We start from the raw sequence: 15,272 nt of genomic DNA on the forward strand, positions 1-15,272 counted from the left end.
TGCCTAAATTCCTATCAAAGAGGCGAGCGCAATGAGCGATAACGGCTTGAAAATCTGCTATTATCCGACGATGGAGTACGGAGAAGCATGGGAATTGCAAAAACGACTTGTCAAAGAGATCGATGAAGGACAGCAGCAGGAGCACCTGCTGCTGCTTCAGCATCCACCGACCTATACGATCGGCTCCCAGCGTCATCCTGAGCATTTGCTACTTAGTCCCGAGCAACTTCAGGCACAAGGCATTGCTGTGTTTGAAATTGATCGTGGCGGGGATATTACATACCACGGACCTGGTCAGCTAGTTGGTTATCCTCTGTTGAAGCTGGATGCAGGGCAAGGCCTGGATTTGCACGGCTACCTGCGACAATTGGAGCAGGTCATTATTAATTATTTGCATTCCTTTGGAATTGAAGGGTCGCGAAAACCGGAATATACCGGTGTTTGGGTAGGGGATGTCAAGATATGTGCGATTGGCGTGAAGTTTAACAAATGCCGTCGTAGTAGAGGGTTTATTACAAGCCATGGGTTTGCTTTTAACGTGAAGTCAGGTATTCAGAATGCGGGCTTTCGGGGAATTGTGCCATGCGGCATTCAGGAATATGGAGTGACATCGCTAGAGGACGTTACCGGTCAGACGTTTAGTGTGAGGCAGGTGGCACGGGAAATCGTGCTTTATTTTAATGAGTTATTTAAGCTTGAAGGAGCATTCAAAGCCGCAGGCAATGAGTAGATTGGGGCCGCGGCTTAGCAGGCTTATCGCATGAACAGGGGCTCCAGGAACGCAAGCAGTGTGGAAGCCACCATGGCAAACAGCATCAGATATACAACAAGTCTCATCCATTTTTTACGCATAACGGTACTCCTTTATATTCACGTTAGATATTGTCCTTATTATCATATCGTAAAGAAGAAAGTGAGGAAAGTCCAATGATCAATCCGAACAGATTAATCCAGCAATTTCTGGAGCTGGTGCAAATTGATAGTGAAACCAAGCATGAGCGGCAAATCGCCGACGTGTTAACTCATAAATTTACTGCACTGGGACTTGAGGTGGTCGAAGATAACTCTCAGGCAGAAACTGGACACGGTGCCGGCAATCTGATTGCTACCCTTAAGGCGAGTGAGGGCGTGTCTGCTGATCCGTTCCTGTTCTCGTGCCATATGGATACGGTAACGCCGGGCAAAGGCGTGAAGCCTATCGTCGGTGAGGACGGCTGGATACGCAGTGACGGGACGACCGTACTTGGTGCCGATGACAAAGCAGGGGTAGCGGTATTGTTGGAGCTGATTAGAACCATTCAGGAGCAGCAAATCCCCCATGGTCCCATCCAGTTCGTTATCTCCGTTGGTGAAGAGTCCAGCTTGCGCGGGGCGCGAGCTCTGGAGACCAAGCATATCAACGCCAAATTTGGTTATGCCATCGATACGGGTGGTGAAGTGGGAACGATCTGCGTTGGAGCTCCTACACAAGCCAGCGTGAAAATCGAAATTTTCGGAAAAGCGGCACATGCCGGTGTCAATCCCGAAGATGGAATCAGTGCTATTCAAGTAGCGGGCAAAGTGCTGGCGCGGATGAACCTAGGGCGCATTGATCATGAAACCACAGCCAATATCGGCAGGTTTGAAGGTGGCGGAGCTACTAATATTGTACCGGATCATGTGATTCTGTACGGGGAAGCTCGCAGCATGTCCCAGGAGAAGGTAGAGAAGCAACTTGGCGAAATGAAGGAAGCGGTAGAGGCGGTCTGCCGTGATTACGGAGCCAAGGGTGAATTCCACAGTAATATTGTGTATCGCGCTTTCCGCGTCTCTGAGGCAGATGCTGTGTTGAAGATTGCCCAAAAGGCGGCATCGGCTCTTGGCTTGTCAGGGACGACCTTCACGACGGGTGGAGGTAGCGATGCCAATGTATTCAACGGTATAGGCATTCCCACCGTCAACTTGGCGATTGGCTACGAGGATATTCATACGACGAAGGAAAAAATTAAACAGGACGATATCGTGAAGACGGCGAAATTTGCCCTGGAAATCGTTCGTAAATCCGTAACTGTCTAAACGTTAAATATTATTGCTTGACATAAAGCCCGGTGCATTTTTTGCGCCGGGCTTTTGTTGAGAGGCGGCTTCTTCTAATGCCAGCAAGTCCAGAGCAATCTCATGCTGACGAACGGTTCGTCTGCGTTCTCGCGCCAGAGCAGCGTGTTCGCCAGCCTGATTCTTGAACGAGTTCCAGCATATGATGGCACTCCTCGATATATTTGGCGATTTTCTCTTCTTCTGCCTGCGAGGGATGATAGAGCTCCACTCGCCGCTCAAGATGGGTGATGGCTTGTCTTAAATGACAGGCGGCAGTCCCGAATCTGGCCGCGGCGAAGTCGGGGTTTTGTTCGGCAATGGCTTCGAGAATTGGCGCAGCTTCGCTGAATCGCTCTTCCTCATAACAGATGTCTGCCCAGATGAAGGCCAATTCCAGATAGGGAGGATGGGGCTCCCGCAGCAATGAAGGTTTTAGCTTAAGCAGCTTTTCCTTGGCAAGCAAGGTATAACCTGCGTGGTATAAGGCTTGTACGAACAGACTGAATTCATAAGGATCGCTGTCATGAATGAACTGTCCGGCCAATTCAGGTTGGCCTGCGACGACAGCCTCGGAGATTAGCTCATGTAGACGATGAAGACTTGGAGATGGTGTTGGTTCCAAAGGGCCACGCATATTAACGCCCCGCTTGGGAGCGGCTACAAGGGGCAGCTTGCCGCGTACGAATGAACTCAGATAGAGGAACGGCGCCTCCAGCCTCCTTCATCCATTGGGATAAGAGAATGCGAATTTGCCAAGCCTTTCCTTGGGCATGAACGCGGTCTTGAGCGATATAACTTTTCATGAGCTCCTGGGCTCCTTTCTCGGACGAGTTTGTTATAATAACAACATATGTCCGAGCGGGACAAGTTATGAGCCATATTTGAACGCTTTAAGCGCTTTGTAGAAGTAGTTCAAAAAGTCGTCTTCCCAGGACGGAGTTATTCAAGGAGTATATTCGGGCTTCGAATCTTGAATTCAGCCGGGCCTAGCATATGCTTCCGTAGTATGTTTCTTACAGAAACATTTGAGTTGCTCACGTACCCATGCTTCCGAAGTCGTTTTCTCCGAAAACGTGCAGCTCCGCTACTCAGTCCCTGACTTCATCCAACTCAAGCGTTTTGAAAAAACGCACATCGGAAGCATAAGCTTTGGTCCTGCTAACCCGACTTTTTGAACTCGCACTTGTAAATTAGGGAGGAATCATGCTATGACAGACAAGGATCAATTAACAGAAACAACCGTGTCTACACAACCGATATTCAGCGGCAAGATCATTTCCTTGCAGATTGATACGGTAACGCTGCCAGACGGAACGACAGCCACACGGGAGGTTGTTAAGCATCCAGGGGCTGTGGCTGTACTGGCTATACATGAAGGTCGCCTTCTGCTGGTTGATCAGTACCGTCAGGCTATGGGACGCTGTGAATTAGAGATTCCGGCTGGCAAGCTGGAGCAGGGGGAAGACCCTCAAGAGGCAGCGGCACGTGAGCTGCAGGAGGAGACTGGGTTTCACAGCAGCAAGCTTACCCATTTGCATTCCTTCTACACCTCTCCCGGTTTTGCAGATGAGATCATTCATTTATATCTGGCGGAAGATTTGGTAGCCGGAGAGATGGCTTTGGATGAGGATGAATTTATTGAATTGTATGAGGCGACGCCCGAGCAAGCACTTGCCTATATCACAGAAGGTCGCATCGCTGACGCCAAGACCATTCTGGCAGTATATATTTGGCAAGCACGATTGGCGCAGAAGGCAGCGGATTTGGTCAAATGAGTGCTCAATTAGATACTATATTTGCTGATTTGCACATTCATATCGGGAGGACCGCAAAGGGAGCTCCTGTCAAGATCAGCGGCAGCAAGGACCTTACGTTTGCCGGTATAGCGAGAGAGGCGGCCGAGCGTAAAGGAATCGGGCTGGTCGGCATCATCGATTGCCAATCTCCAGGTGTGCAGGAGGACATTGAAGACGCTCTCCGTCACGGAGATATGCAGGAGCTCACAGACGGTGGAATCACCTATCAGGGGACTACGCTACTGCTCGGCAGTGAGCTGGAGATTCGTGAGCCCGGCATGGGTCCGGCGCATGTGCTGGCTTTCTTCCCACATTTGGAGACCATTCGTGGATTCACCGAGTGGCTGAGCAGCAGGATGAAGAATGTTAACCTGAGCTCGCAGCGTGTGTACGCTCCGGCCAAGCTGCTGCAGGAGGAGGTTATCGCCCGGGGTGGGCTGATGATACCTGCTCATATCTTCACTCCCCACCGCAGCATCTACGGAAGTTGTGCGCCGCGGATGGCGGACGTGCTGGACCCGGCGCTTATTGAGGGCGTAGAATTGGGGCTTAGCGCGGATACGGAGATGGCCGGACTGCTAAGCGAGCTTGACCCACATACCCTCCTGACCAATTCGGATGCACATTCCCTGGGGAAAATCGGCCGGGAGTACAATGAGCTTCGGCTCAAGGAGGCCAGCTTCACGGAGTTTGTCAAAGCGCTACGGCGTGAGGATGGTCGGCATGTGGCTGGCAACTATGGGCTGAATCCAAGACTCGGGAAATACCACCGAACCTATTGCAGCGGATGCAGCTATATCATAGACGAAGCAGAGGCAACGATTGAACGTTGTCCTTACTGCGGCAGCCTTAAGTTAGTGCGCGGTGTGCTTGATCGCATTCGCTCCATCGCGGATCGACAGGAGCCAAGCGTGCCGAATCATCGTCCGCCGTATCATTACCAGGTGCCGCTTGAATTTATTCCCGGTCTCGGCCCGGCCAAGCTTGAATTATTGCTGCAAGCCTTCGGCACGGAAATGAATATCCTGCACCGGGTGCCGGAAGAGAGTCTTGCAGATCAGGTTGGACCGATCCTGGCGGGGCAGATTGCCGCTGCACGCAGCGGTCGGCTTGAGCTGGCTTCCGGCGGCGGTGGTGTATACGGCAAAGTCGTGAAATCTTAAGATAGCGGGGGAAATGCGCATAGGGAGCCAGGCTTGTTCATAGTTTTAAGGTAGGAACCAAAACGAACAAGCAAGGAGGCTCGTTATGCTACAACCCATTCGCCATACACTTAAGGATCAAACCCCGTTATACGTGTTCGTTTCCGTCCTGTTTCTGATGGGCGTCGTTTTTGGCGCATTGATGGTGAATGCTTTGACCTTGGAGCAACAACAGGATATATCTCGTTATCTCGGCGATTTTTTTCTCTCCATACATGAAGAAGGCGCAGATTTTCAGCCAATGACATTTTGGAGTGTGGCCGCCTTGCACTTAAAATGGCTGGGCTTAATCTGGCTGCTTGGTTTATCGGTGATTGGATTGCCCGGCATTCTAATTCTGGATTTTCTAAAAGGGGTACTGATCGGCTTCACCGTCGGTTGCCTGGTGGGACAGTATACGTGGAAGGGACTTCTGTTCGCGCTCGTATCGGTTGCCCCGCACAATCTGGTTGTTATTCCGGCCCTGCTGATTGCCAGTGTGGCTGCAATTGGCTTCTCCCTGGGCATCATTCGTTCTCGCGTCTTGATGAATCGCAAGGGTCAGGCAGCCAGGCCCTTCTTATCTTATACGGGGCTTACACTGGTGATGGCGGCGGTGCTGCTTGGTATTTCCTCCTTCGAAACCTGGGTGACGCCTGTGCTAATGGGCTGGGTAGCCCCCATGCTCTGAGCCAGAAGGGTGGACCCGGTGCGGCTGTAGTAAAATGTTTGACTTTGTTGATTAACTCCCCCTATAATGAAGGAAGTGGTCGTAGAACTTTTTTTGGATGTGCGGCATGGCTGGGGGAGGGAGAACATGGAAGCTAAGATCGATAAAATCAAACAACAATTACAATCCCACGGTTACAAATTGACGCCCCAGCGGGAAGCTACGGTACGCGTATTGCTTGAAAATGAAGACGATCATCTCAGTGCGGAAGATGTTTTCATGCTCGTTAAAGACAAGGCTCCTGAAATTGGGCTGGCCACCGTTTATCGTACGTTGGAATTGCTTAGCGAACTCCATGTGGTGGAGAAGATTAATTTCGGCGACGGGGTTGCTCGTTACGACTTGCGCACGGATACAGCAAAACATCACCATCACCACTTGATCTGCGTGCAGTGTGGGGCGATGGATGAGATTCGCGAGGATTGGCTGGGTCCGCTGGAGGAACGTCTGGAGAAAGAATTCAACTTTACGGTGCTGGATCACCGACTGGACTTTCAGGGGATTTGTTACCGCTGTAAGGACAAGAACAATGATTCGTCGGGACCTGGAAATAAGAAATAAATGATGGAAGCAGAGCTCCATACGGCCTCATGCCGTAAGGAGCTTTTTACGTTCTACTGGTGGAGAATGCACTAGACGGCATACTCATAGCCCTCTATTTATATACTTGAGATATGGAGTGTCCAAGCCATACTTACCGGGCCCCCATATTGAAGGAGAGGGTGAAGCCAGATGGTCATTTCACTTCGTAAGTGGCTGCGGAGCGCTAAATATTTGCTCCTGTTCATTGCGCTCGCGTATAGTCTGTATAAAGGGCTGGGACTACTGGACGAGTACGTATTCCGCGCAGATAAATACCGGGTGCCGGAAGGTGCGGCGGTTAAAGTATTCCATGAAGGAACCTCCGGCAGTAGTCGGGTGGAGACGCTCACGGATCGGTTATTGCTGTTTTTTTGGTACGGAGAGTGAGTAATCCATCTTATGTAGCAGGGAAATTGAACCTTGACGTGGAATTCAATAATCTGAGATGAACGCAAGTATGGCTTGCGACAATTTAGAAGGGGGGCGTAGCACATGGAAGGGGATGCCGCCTCTTTTATTTCGTTTCTCACCGAGCAGCGGGGGCTAAGCCACGCCACGCAGCAATCCTATGCCCGGGACCTGAAGCAATATCTTCGATATTTACGGGAACGGGGCATCGAGCATTATAACGAGGTGACCCGAGCGGGGGTCATGCTCTATTTTGCATCTCTGAAGGAGCAAGGCAAAGCTCCGGCGACCATCCTTCGGGTGTCGGTCACGCTTCGTGCCTTTTTTCAATATTTGCTGCGAAAGAGGTTGATTGAACAGGACCCATTGGTGATGTTGGAATTGCCCAAGCCTGAGAAGAAGCTGCCGCCCATTTTAAGCGTGGAGGACACGGAGCGCTTGCTGGATGCACCCGATGCCGAGACTCCACTAGGCCTCAGGGACAAGGCAATGCTGGAGCTGATGTATGCTACGGGGATTCGCGTCTCCGAATTGGTCAAGCTCCAGACCAACGATGTGGACCTGGTGCTTCAATTTTTGCGCTGTTCCGGTGAACGTGGCAAGGAACGAATTATCCCGTTTGGCCTGGTGACAGCACAGTGGCTGGCCCGTTATATAGAAGAGGGACGGCCTCATTTCAAGTTGTCCGAGGATAATCAGGCTTTGTTCCCAAATCGCCGAGGTGAACGAATTAGTCGCCAAGGCTTCTGGAAGGTAATTAAGAAGTATGGGCAGGAGACAGGGATTATGGCGGACATTACGCCACATACTCTACGCCATTCTTTTGCCGTTCATCTGCTGGAGGGTGGGGCGGACGTCAAATCGGTACAAGAACTGCTGGGCCATACTGATGCCGCAACCATTCAAATGTATCTCAACCGTACCAAACCTAATTTGAAATCAGTGTATGACAACTTCCATCCCAGGGCAAGGCGGCGCGAGCCGGAGGGAGATTTGCCCGGAGGACCTGGAGAGGCGGATGGTTTTTCTCCCACAAGGGATAATTAAATTGTAAAGTAATAAGCGGAAGTACTATATAAGGAGTGATTTATGCATGCAAAGCGAACATCGTTTTAACAAAATGACGGTCATCGTTCTTGATAGTGTAGGCATTGGCGAACTGCCCGACGCCCCTGACTTTGGTGATAAGGGCGCACATACGCTTGGCCATATTATGCAGACTGTACCGGGGACCAAGCTGCCCCATTTGCAGCGATTAGGTCTGGGCAACATTGCTGAGTTGCCCCATCTGGAGGCGGCAACTGATCCGGCAGCCTATTATGGGAAGATGGCAGAAATCTCGGCAGGAAAAGATACGATGACCGGTCACTGGGAGCTCATGGGCCTGAAAGTCGAGACGCCATTCCAGACGTATCCGGACGGCTTTCCGCGTGATTTAGTCGCCCGCTTTGAGCAGGAGACCGGACGTAAGATCATTGGCAACAAACCGGCCTCCGGCACGGAAATCCTGGTCGAACTGGGTGAAGAACATATGCGGACCGGTGCCTGGATCGTCTATACTTCGGCGGATAGTGTATTCCAGATTGCTGCTCACGAGGAAATTATTCCATTGGACGAGCTGTACCGGGCTTGCGAGATTGCCCGTCGCTTGACGCTGGAGCCTGAGCATACCGTGGGCCGTGTTATTGCCCGGCCATTTGTCGGCGAACCAGGGAACTTCCAGCGTACGCCGAACCGTCATGATTATGCGGTGAAGCCACCGGAGCCAACGGTGCTGAACGCACTGAAGAATGCGGGCAAGGAGGTCGTTGCTGTCGGCAAAATCAATGATATTTTTACGGGAGAGGGTATTACGGCCTCCTATCCAACCAAGAGTAATGCACATGGCATTGAGGAGACCTTAGAACATCTCGGTGAGGATTTTACCGGACTCTTGTTTACTAATCTGGTCGATTTCGACTCGCTCTACGGACATCGCCGCGACCCGCAAGGATATGCGCGGGCGTTGGAGGAATTTGATGCAGCCTTGCCGGCGTTGTTAGAGAAGGTAGGCGAGCGTGATGTGTTAATCATTACCGCAGACCACGGGAATGACCCGATACATGCGGGAACCGATCATACCCGTGAGTATGTACCGCTATTGGTGTATAGCCCAGGGCTAACCAAGCCGGGTAGCCTTGGCGTAAGAGCTACTTATGCTGATCTGGCCGCAACGATCGCCGATAACTTTGGCGTGACGGCCCCCGAGCACGGACGCAGCTTCTTGCGTGAGTTAATTTAAAACCTATTTATCCATAACAGGAGGATTCCATCCATGACGACAACTTCAACCATTGGTATGATTCGGGAAGCGGCCGACTATATCCGTTCTCGCTCGGCACTTACGCCGAAAGTAGGCTTGATTCTGGGCTCGGGGCTGGGGGTTCTGGCCGATCATTTGGAGCAGCCCGTCAGCATTGCATATCATGATATTCCCTTCTTCCCGCAGTCTACTGTTGAAGGACATGCCGGGGAATTGTTAATCGGAACGGTGCAAGGCACGCCGGTTGTGCTGATGAAGGGACGGTTTCATATGTACGAGGGCTATGGTCCCGAGGTAACTGCCTTTCCCGTGCGGGTAATGAAAGAGCTGGGCGTGTCCACGCTACTTGTGACGAACGCCGCCGGCGGGGTCAACACCACTTATGCGCCTGGGGATTTGATGTTGATTTCGGACCATATCAATCTGACCGGACGAAATCCGCTGATCGGGCCTAATGATGAGGAACTGGGAGCACGGTTCCCGGATATGTCCCAGGCATACAGTCGCAAGCTTCGCGAATTGGCTAAGGGGATTGCTGCCGAGAAGGACGTACCGCTGCAGGAGGGAGTATACGCCGGACTGCTGGGTCCTTGTTACGAGACGCCTGCGGAGATTCGTATGCTACGGACGATGGGTGCCGATGCAGTGGGGATGTCCACCGTATCTGAAGTTATCGTAGCCAGACATGCGGGTCTTGAGGTGCTGGGCATCTCCTGTATTAGTAACATGGCGTCCGGGATTCTGGATCAACCTTTGTCCCATCATGAGGTCATGGAGACAACGGATCGTGTACGCGAGAAATTTCTGAGTCTTGTATTGTCTATCATTCCTAAAATGTAGACAGCCTGAGGAATGGAGGTAAGGACGATGAGAGCAGTGGATTTGATTCGCAAGAAGAGAGAGGGCCGGGAACTGACCGGTGAAGAGATCGCCTTCCTGGTCGATGGCTATAGCCGTGGGGATATTCCCGATTATCAGATGTCGGCTTGGGCGATGGCTGTATTTTATCAAGGGATGAGCGCGCGGGAGACGGCAGATTTGACCATGGCGATGGCCCATTCCGGGGATATGATTGACCTGAGTTCGATTCACGGAATCAAGGTTGACAAGCACTCCACCGGAGGTGTCGGCGACAAGACTACCGTGGTGCTTGCCCCTCTGGTAGCAGCAGCAGGCGTCCCTGTGGCCAAGATGTCTGGTCGGGGCTTGGGACACACGGGGGGAACGATTGATAAGCTGGAGGCTATCTCGGGCTTCTCTGTGGAGCTTGGCAAGGAGGATTTCTTCCGTCAGGTTAATGATATCGGGCTGGCGGTAGTGGGCCAGAGCGGGAATATGACACCTGCCGACAAGAAGCTATATGCTTTGCGGGATGTCACGGCCACGGTGGATTCTATTCCGCTCATTGCGAGCAGCGTCATGAGTAAGAAGATTGCTGCTGGAGCGGATGCCATTGTGCTGGACGTCAAGACAGGCAGCGGAGCATTTATGAAGACGCTGGAGGATTCTATTCGCCTGGCTAAAGCGATGGTAGATATCGGTACCCAGGTAGGCCGCCGCACAGTGGCGGTCATCAGCGATATGGACCAGCCGCTCGGTCACGCCATTGGCAATGCGATGGAGATACGCGAAGCGGTATTAACGCTGCGGGGTGAGGGTCCTGCTGATCTGGAGGAGGTGTGCCTCATCCTGGCCTCGCATATGCTGGTTCTGGGCGGTAAGGCACAGACGGAAGAGGAAGCGAATGCTCTGCTGATGGAACAACTGGATAGTGGCATGGCCTTGGAGAAGCTGAAGGAACTGGTATCGGCCCAAGGCGGAGACACTGCTCAGATTGATAACCCGGAACTACTGCCCCGGGCCGAGCTTGTGGTCGAGGTGCGAGCAGAGGCGGAAGGATATATCGAATCGATTCAGGCAGAGGAGATTGGTATTGCCGCCATGTTGCTGGGAGCCGGACGGGAAACGAAGGATTCCGTCATCGATCTTGCTGCGGGAGTGGAGCTACGGAAGAAGATTGGAGATGTGGTTAAGGAGGGAGAGGCGCTAGCTATTCTGCACTTCAACCCTACTCACCAATCCGGCCAAGCGGAAGCCGCGCGGCGGGTACTCCAGGCTTATGGGATATCGGCAACCAAAGTGCCGAGAAGACCGCTTGTATTTGCATTGGTTACTCCAGAGGGCGTCAAACGCTTTTAACTGGAATCATGATATGATGTTGATTGCCAAAAAACGCCGTAGGGCGTTTTTTGTGCTTCTCAGGAATAAAATTCCACCTTTCAGCCAATACTAGGTTAGCAGAATCCAGACTTATGTCTAAAGGAGGACTAATCTTGAAAAAACGGGGATTTATCGGGTTGACCGTGTTAGTATTGGCGTTTTCAGTCTGGGCTCCCGGCGTTCATGCCGAGGAGAGCGAAGCCCGTGCGGGAGACGATCAAATTGCCCTTGCTCAAAGTGCTTTATCGGCTGTGCTGCTTGATGCGGACACGGGTACGGTCATTTATGAGAAGAAGGGCCACGAGTCCTTACCACCTGCCAGTATCACCAAGATTATGACCATGCTACTGACGATGGAAGCTATCGATAACGGAACGCTCAAGCTGACCGATAAGGTGACAGCAAGTGAATATGCCGCTTCCATGGGGGGATCACAGATCTTCCTGGAGCCAGGGGAAACGATGACGGTGGAGGAATTGCTGAAAGGGGTAGCTATGGCTTCCGGTAACGATGCCTCTGTAGCGTTGGCTGAGAAGATTGCGGGATCGGAGAAAGCCTTCGTAAGCCTCATGAACAAACGGGCCAAGGAACTTGGCATGAAGAATACGCACTTTGCCAACTGCAATGGGCTGCCCGTGGAGAACCATTATAGTTCTGCCTATGACATTGCCCTGATGAGTCGCGAGTTATTGAAGCATGAGGCAGTTACGAAATACACCGGCGCATACCAGGATTATTTACGGCAGGGCAGCGAGAAGCCGTTCTGGCTAGTGAATACGAATAAGCTTGTACGCTTCTATAGTGGAGCGGATGGTCTGAAGACAGGTTATACTTCCGAGGCCAAGTTCTGCCTGGCTGCCACAGCCAAACGGGATGGTCTGCGTCTTATTGCTGTCGTACTGGGTGAACCCAATACCAAGACACGCAATAGTGAGGTGTCGGCTATGTTTGACTATGCCTTCTCGCAGTATTCATTGCTACCGATTTATCAAGCAGGGGAAGCTATCGGCAAGGTGAAGGTGCAGAAAGGAACCAGCGCGCAGCTTGAGTTGGCATCGGCCAAGCCGCTGAACGTTCTGGTGAAGAAAGGGTCGGGACCGGACAGTATTACGCACAAGCTGGTTGCTCCTGACAAAGTGGCCGCTCCAATCAAGGCAGGTCAGGTAGTTGGCAAACTGGTGGTATATCAGAATGGTGAGGTGCTCACTGAATTTGAGTTAACTGCCTCTGCGGATATTGACAAAGCCGGGTGGTGGACGCTCTTCAAACGGACCGCAGCTCACTTGTTTTTTGTAGATTCATAGGGCTTTTCTTCTAGTTTTGTCAGCTAGCAGGAATCGGAAGCGGGATCGTAGAATTGTTGTGTTCATGTCAGGGAGGAGAGTGAACAGGCTTGAATTTACAAATGGAAATGGAAAGACACCGCGAGACGCTGATCGTGCGCTTGAGTGGGGAATTGGATCATCATACCGCGGACGATGTTCGCTTGCGGCTCGATGAAGAGATTGGGCGCGGCAACTGCCGCAACCTGGTTCTAAGCCTTAAATCGCTGCAGTTTATGGATAGCTCCGGTATTGGCGTCATCCTGGGCAGATACAAGCTGATCAAGCAAAAGGGTGGCAAAATGGTGGTTTGCGATGCCAACCCTCCAGTCTATCGTCTGTTTGAAATGTCCGGACTGTTCAAGATTATGCCGATCTTCGAGAATGAAGATCTGGCGCTGACAGATTTGGAGGTGGCGTTGTGAGCGCAGATAACCATCAAGCTGGTAATTTCATGTCGCTTAAGTTTGCGGCCAAGTCCGAGAATGAATCCTTTGCCCGGGTTACCGTCGCAGCCTTTGTCTCGCAATTGGACCCGACGATGGAGGAGATTACGGATTTGAAGACCGTTGTGTCCGAGGCCGTTACCAACTCCATCATTCATGGCTATGACGGTAATCCGGAGGGGGTCGTATCGATCTCCGCAGAGATCGAAGGGGATACGATCACTTTAGTTATTGAGGATCAGGGCCGTGGTATCGAGGACCTGGAGCTGGCGAAGCAGCCGTTGTATACCTCCAAGCCCGAACTGGAACGCTCGGGTATGGGCTTTACAATCATGGAGAACTTTATGGACGAGTTTGATTTGCACAGCGAAATGGGCGGTGGCACCCGTATTCGGATGAAGAAAAGGATTGTATCTAAGAAAGCTTTATACAATTAGGGGTTGGGTCTATGGATGCCGAAGTGAAGCAAACCTCGCGAGAGTTTTTGGACGATGCGGAAGTGAAACGGCTGATTGCTCTAAGCCAATCGGGGGACGGTGCCGCCAGAGACCGATTGGTGAACAGCAACATACGGCTGGTCTGGTCTGTCGTACAGCGCTTTATGAACCGGGGATATGAACCCGAAGATTTGTTTCAAATCGGCTGTATCGGTCTGCTAAAGTCGGTGGATAAGTTTGATCTCAGCTATGATGTGAAGTTTTCGACCTATGCGGTGCCGATGATTATCGGGGAAATCCAGCGTTTCTTGCGTGATGACGGGACGTTGAAGGTGAGTCGTTCGCTGAAGGAAATGGCGAATAAGGTACGTAAGAAAAAGGATGAGTTATCCAAATTGCTCGGCCGTCTGCCAACCGTTAAGGAAGTGGCGGAGGGACTCGGGGTCACTCCCGAGGATGTGGTGTTTGCCCAGGAGGCCAATAAGCCGCCGGCGTCAATTCATGAGACGGTGTTCGAGAATGACGGTGATCCGATTACGCTTATGGATCAGATTGCCGATGAATCTCAGGATCGTTGGTTTGATAAGCTGGCGCTGCATGAGGCTATCGATGGCTTGACGGAACGTGAGCGCCTGATTGTGTATCTGCGGTATTACCGTGATCAGACACAATCTGAGGTAGCTGCGCGGCTGGGAATTTCCCAGGTCCAGGTTTCACGGCTGGAGAAAAAAATATTACAGAGCATACGCGATCAAATCGCACAGTGATGTGGAATTATCTACCCCCTTTGGGCAAGCGGCTATCGCCGGCCCGAGGGGGATTTTCCGTTTGGGGGCCTATCCTTTATAATAGAGCAGAGAACAAAACTAAATTGTGTGTAAGGGAGATTATCATATGAGTGTACATATTGCGGCGAAGACCGGAGATATTGCAGAGACCATTTTGCTACCAGGGGACCCGCTACGGGCCAAATATATTGCGGATACGTATCTAAGTGATGTGATCTGCTACAATGAAGTACGCGGCATGCTCGGTTTCACCGGAACTTATCAAGGGAAACGAATCTCCGTGCAAGGGACAGGAATGGGCGTTCCTTCTATTTCCATTTACGTGAATGAGCTCATTCAGGAGTATGGTGTGAAGAACCTGATTCGGGTGGGCACCTGTGGTGGTATGCAGGAGCATGTACATGTGCGGGATGTTATTTTGGCTCAAGCCTCATGTACGGACTCCAGCATGAACCGCCATGTCTTCGGCGGCTTTGATTACTCGCCAATCGCCAGCTTCCCGCTGCTGAAGGCAGCTTATGAGCGTGGGGTAGAGAAGGGCTTGAAGCTGCATGTGGGCAATATCTTCACTTCCGACATGTTCTACCGTGATGATACGAGCGTCACGGGACTGTTGATGAAATATGGTGTGCTGGGTGTGGAAATGGAGACGACGGCGCTCTACACATTGGCTGCCAAATATGGCGTTCACGCCTTGACCATCTTGACCGTAAGCGACCATTTGTTAACCGGGGAAGAGACAACCTCAGAGGAGCGGCAAACGACGTTCAATCAGATGATGGAGGTTGCGCTGGATACAGCGATTACGTTATAGGCACTTGTCTACCAGGCTTTAACTATATTCAGTAAAGGACCGCCAATACCAGCTATTCTATGGTATCGGCGGTCCTTTGATATGTAAGGGCAATTCTTCATCTGCATGATTGGCGAACGGGAGTAAAGACGACCCTCCTTTGGCATACTATGGGCAAAACAAAGCGGAAA

General features: G+C 51.6%; 19 protein-coding genes. 16 read left to right on the forward strand and 3 right to left on the reverse strand.

Features of this window, described 5'->3' with window-relative positions; translation table 11 throughout:
* Window positions 1-31: 31 nt before the first annotated feature.
* The gene (gene lipB, locus AC1VOR_RS09200; RefSeq protein ID WP_482617331.1) at window positions 32-730 is read left to right on the forward strand and encodes a lipoyl(octanoyl) transferase LipB; all 699 of its coding nucleotides are present in this window, start codon (window positions 32-34) and stop codon (window positions 728-730) included.
* 23 nt (window positions 731-753) lie between these two features.
* On the opposite strand, the gene prli42 is transcribed toward lipB, so the two are convergent.
* Window positions 754-852, reverse strand: coding sequence for a stressosome-associated protein Prli42 (gene prli42 / locus AC1VOR_RS09205; RefSeq protein WP_089153486.1), 99 nt, complete (start codon window positions 850-852; stop codon window positions 754-756).
* A 75-nt stretch (window positions 853-927) separates the two neighbouring features.
* Here prli42 and AC1VOR_RS09210 point away from each other — a divergent pair, with 75 nt between their 5' ends.
* A complete protein-coding gene (locus AC1VOR_RS09210; protein WP_482617332.1) occupies window positions 928-2,055 on the forward strand; it encodes a M20/M25/M40 family metallo-hydrolase in 1,128 nt (375 codons plus the stop codon).
* A 100-nt stretch (window positions 2,056-2,155) separates the two neighbouring features.
* Here AC1VOR_RS09210 and AC1VOR_RS09215 read toward each other — a convergent pair whose 3' ends face one another.
* Together AC1VOR_RS09215 and mciZ are read right to left on the reverse strand one after the other, a co-directional pair.
* Complete coding sequence (locus AC1VOR_RS09215) at window positions 2,156-2,710, reverse strand: tetratricopeptide repeat protein (protein ID WP_482617333.1); 555 nt, start codon at window positions 2,708-2,710, stop codon at window positions 2,156-2,158.
* 1 nt (window position 2,711) lies between these two features.
* Window positions 2,712-2,879 carry a Z-ring formation inhibitor MciZ gene (mciZ, locus tag AC1VOR_RS09220; protein WP_482617334.1) on the reverse strand — a complete coding sequence of 56 codons (168 nt, stop codon included), beginning with the start codon at window positions 2,877-2,879 and terminating at the stop codon, window positions 2,712-2,714.
* A gap of 405 nt (window positions 2,880-3,284) precedes the next feature.
* Here mciZ and AC1VOR_RS09225 point away from each other — a divergent pair, with 405 nt between their 5' ends.
* From AC1VOR_RS09225 to deoD, 14 genes are all read left to right on the forward strand, one after another.
* Window positions 3,285-3,851 carry an NUDIX domain-containing protein gene (locus AC1VOR_RS09225; RefSeq protein ID WP_482617335.1) on the forward strand — a complete coding sequence of 189 codons (567 nt, stop codon included), beginning with the start codon at window positions 3,285-3,287 and terminating at the stop codon, window positions 3,849-3,851.
* Window positions 3,848-5,035 (forward strand): endonuclease Q family protein, encoded by a 1,188-nt coding sequence (locus tag AC1VOR_RS09230; protein WP_482617681.1) that lies wholly within the window; start codon window positions 3,848-3,850, stop codon window positions 5,033-5,035. The genes AC1VOR_RS09225 and AC1VOR_RS09230 overlap by 4 nt, the downstream gene beginning before the upstream one ends.
* Before the next feature lie 85 nt (window positions 5,036-5,120).
* The gene (spoIIM, locus tag AC1VOR_RS09235) at window positions 5,121-5,744 is read left to right on the forward strand and encodes a stage II sporulation protein M (RefSeq protein WP_482617336.1); all 624 of its coding nucleotides are present in this window, start codon (window positions 5,121-5,123) and stop codon (window positions 5,742-5,744) included.
* A gap of 126 nt (window positions 5,745-5,870) precedes the next feature.
* Entirely contained in the window at window positions 5,871-6,344 is a 474-nt protein-coding gene (fur, locus tag AC1VOR_RS09240; RefSeq protein WP_059052399.1) for a ferric iron uptake transcriptional regulator, read from the forward strand.
* 171 nt (window positions 6,345-6,515) lie between these two features.
* Window positions 6,516-6,752 (forward strand): DUF4227 family protein, encoded by a 237-nt coding sequence (locus AC1VOR_RS09245; protein WP_482617337.1) that lies wholly within the window; start codon window positions 6,516-6,518, stop codon window positions 6,750-6,752.
* Between the two features lie 105 nt (window positions 6,753-6,857).
* Window positions 6,858-7,820, forward strand: coding sequence for a site-specific tyrosine recombinase XerD (xerD, locus tag AC1VOR_RS09250; protein ID WP_482617338.1), 963 nt, complete (start codon window positions 6,858-6,860; stop codon window positions 7,818-7,820).
* Window positions 7,821-7,866: 46 nt separating this feature from the next.
* Window positions 7,867-9,054, forward strand: a complete 1,188-nt coding sequence (gene deoB / locus AC1VOR_RS09255) for a phosphopentomutase (protein WP_482617339.1) — start codon at window positions 7,867-7,869, stop codon at window positions 9,052-9,054.
* Window positions 9,055-9,087: 33 nt separating this feature from the next.
* Window positions 9,088-9,915: a purine-nucleoside phosphorylase gene (locus tag AC1VOR_RS09260; RefSeq protein ID WP_482617340.1), complete on the forward strand. Its 828-nt coding sequence runs from the start codon at window positions 9,088-9,090 to the stop codon at window positions 9,913-9,915.
* A gap of 27 nt (window positions 9,916-9,942) precedes the next feature.
* Complete coding sequence (locus tag AC1VOR_RS09265) at window positions 9,943-11,274, forward strand: pyrimidine-nucleoside phosphorylase (protein ID WP_482617341.1); 1,332 nt, start codon at window positions 9,943-9,945, stop codon at window positions 11,272-11,274.
* A gap of 134 nt (window positions 11,275-11,408) precedes the next feature.
* The gene (locus AC1VOR_RS09270; protein WP_482617342.1) at window positions 11,409-12,599 is read left to right on the forward strand and encodes a D-alanyl-D-alanine carboxypeptidase family protein; all 1,191 of its coding nucleotides are present in this window, start codon (window positions 11,409-11,411) and stop codon (window positions 12,597-12,599) included.
* An 89-nt stretch (window positions 12,600-12,688) separates the two neighbouring features.
* Entirely contained in the window at window positions 12,689-13,042 is a 354-nt protein-coding gene (gene spoIIAA / locus AC1VOR_RS09275) for an anti-sigma F factor antagonist (RefSeq protein WP_482617343.1), read from the forward strand.
* 29 nt (window positions 13,043-13,071) lie between these two features.
* Window positions 13,072-13,500 (forward strand): anti-sigma F factor, encoded by a 429-nt coding sequence (spoIIAB, locus tag AC1VOR_RS09280; protein WP_059054509.1) that lies wholly within the window; start codon window positions 13,072-13,074, stop codon window positions 13,498-13,500.
* A gap of 11 nt (window positions 13,501-13,511) precedes the next feature.
* Window positions 13,512-14,267 carry an RNA polymerase sporulation sigma factor SigF gene (sigF, locus tag AC1VOR_RS09285; RefSeq protein WP_482617344.1) on the forward strand — a complete coding sequence of 252 codons (756 nt, stop codon included), beginning with the start codon at window positions 13,512-13,514 and terminating at the stop codon, window positions 14,265-14,267.
* A 127-nt stretch (window positions 14,268-14,394) separates the two neighbouring features.
* Window positions 14,395-15,102, forward strand: coding sequence for a purine-nucleoside phosphorylase (gene deoD / locus AC1VOR_RS09290; protein ID WP_482617345.1), 708 nt, complete (start codon window positions 14,395-14,397; stop codon window positions 15,100-15,102).
* Window positions 15,103-15,272 lie beyond the last annotated feature (170 nt).

The organism is Paenibacillus sp. 1SOY10 (assembly GCF_056836745.1).

What these genes read in the sequence shown, in the direction of transcription:
- AC1VOR_RS09230 (WP_482617681.1), top strand. Translation starts at nt 3,848, where the DNA reads ATGAGTGCTCAATTAGATACTATATTTGCTGATTTGCACATTCATATC.
- mciZ (WP_482617334.1), bottom strand. Translation starts at nt 2,879, where the DNA reads ATGAAAAGTTATATCGCTCAAGACCGCGTTCATGCCCAAGGAAAGGCT.
- AC1VOR_RS09215 (WP_482617333.1), bottom strand. Translation starts at nt 2,710, where the DNA reads ATGCGTGGCCCTTTGGAACCAACACCATCTCCAAGTCTTCATCGTCTA.
- prli42 (WP_089153486.1), bottom strand. Translation starts at nt 852, where the DNA reads ATGCGTAAAAAATGGATGAGACTTGTTGTATATCTGATGCTGTTTGCC.
- AC1VOR_RS09260 (WP_482617340.1), top strand. Translation starts at nt 9,088, where the DNA reads ATGACGACAACTTCAACCATTGGTATGATTCGGGAAGCGGCCGACTAT.
- AC1VOR_RS09245 (WP_482617337.1), top strand. Translation starts at nt 6,516, where the DNA reads ATGGTCATTTCACTTCGTAAGTGGCTGCGGAGCGCTAAATATTTGCTC.
- lipB (WP_482617331.1), top strand. Translation starts at nt 32, where the DNA reads ATGAGCGATAACGGCTTGAAAATCTGCTATTATCCGACGATGGAGTAC.
- AC1VOR_RS09210 (WP_482617332.1), top strand. Translation starts at nt 928, where the DNA reads ATGATCAATCCGAACAGATTAATCCAGCAATTTCTGGAGCTGGTGCAA.
- sigF (WP_482617344.1), top strand. Translation starts at nt 13,512, where the DNA reads ATGGATGCCGAAGTGAAGCAAACCTCGCGAGAGTTTTTGGACGATGCG.
- AC1VOR_RS09265 (WP_482617341.1), top strand. Translation starts at nt 9,943, where the DNA reads ATGAGAGCAGTGGATTTGATTCGCAAGAAGAGAGAGGGCCGGGAACTG.
- deoD (WP_482617345.1), top strand. Translation starts at nt 14,395, where the DNA reads ATGAGTGTACATATTGCGGCGAAGACCGGAGATATTGCAGAGACCATT.
- deoB (WP_482617339.1), top strand. Translation starts at nt 7,867, where the DNA reads ATGCAAAGCGAACATCGTTTTAACAAAATGACGGTCATCGTTCTTGAT.
- xerD (WP_482617338.1), top strand. Translation starts at nt 6,858, where the DNA reads ATGGAAGGGGATGCCGCCTCTTTTATTTCGTTTCTCACCGAGCAGCGG.
- AC1VOR_RS09225 (WP_482617335.1), top strand. Translation starts at nt 3,285, where the DNA reads ATGACAGACAAGGATCAATTAACAGAAACAACCGTGTCTACACAACCG.
- fur (WP_059052399.1), top strand. Translation starts at nt 5,871, where the DNA reads ATGGAAGCTAAGATCGATAAAATCAAACAACAATTACAATCCCACGGT.
- spoIIAB (WP_059054509.1), top strand. Translation starts at nt 13,072, where the DNA reads ATGTCGCTTAAGTTTGCGGCCAAGTCCGAGAATGAATCCTTTGCCCGG.
- spoIIM (WP_482617336.1), top strand. Translation starts at nt 5,121, where the DNA reads ATGCTACAACCCATTCGCCATACACTTAAGGATCAAACCCCGTTATAC.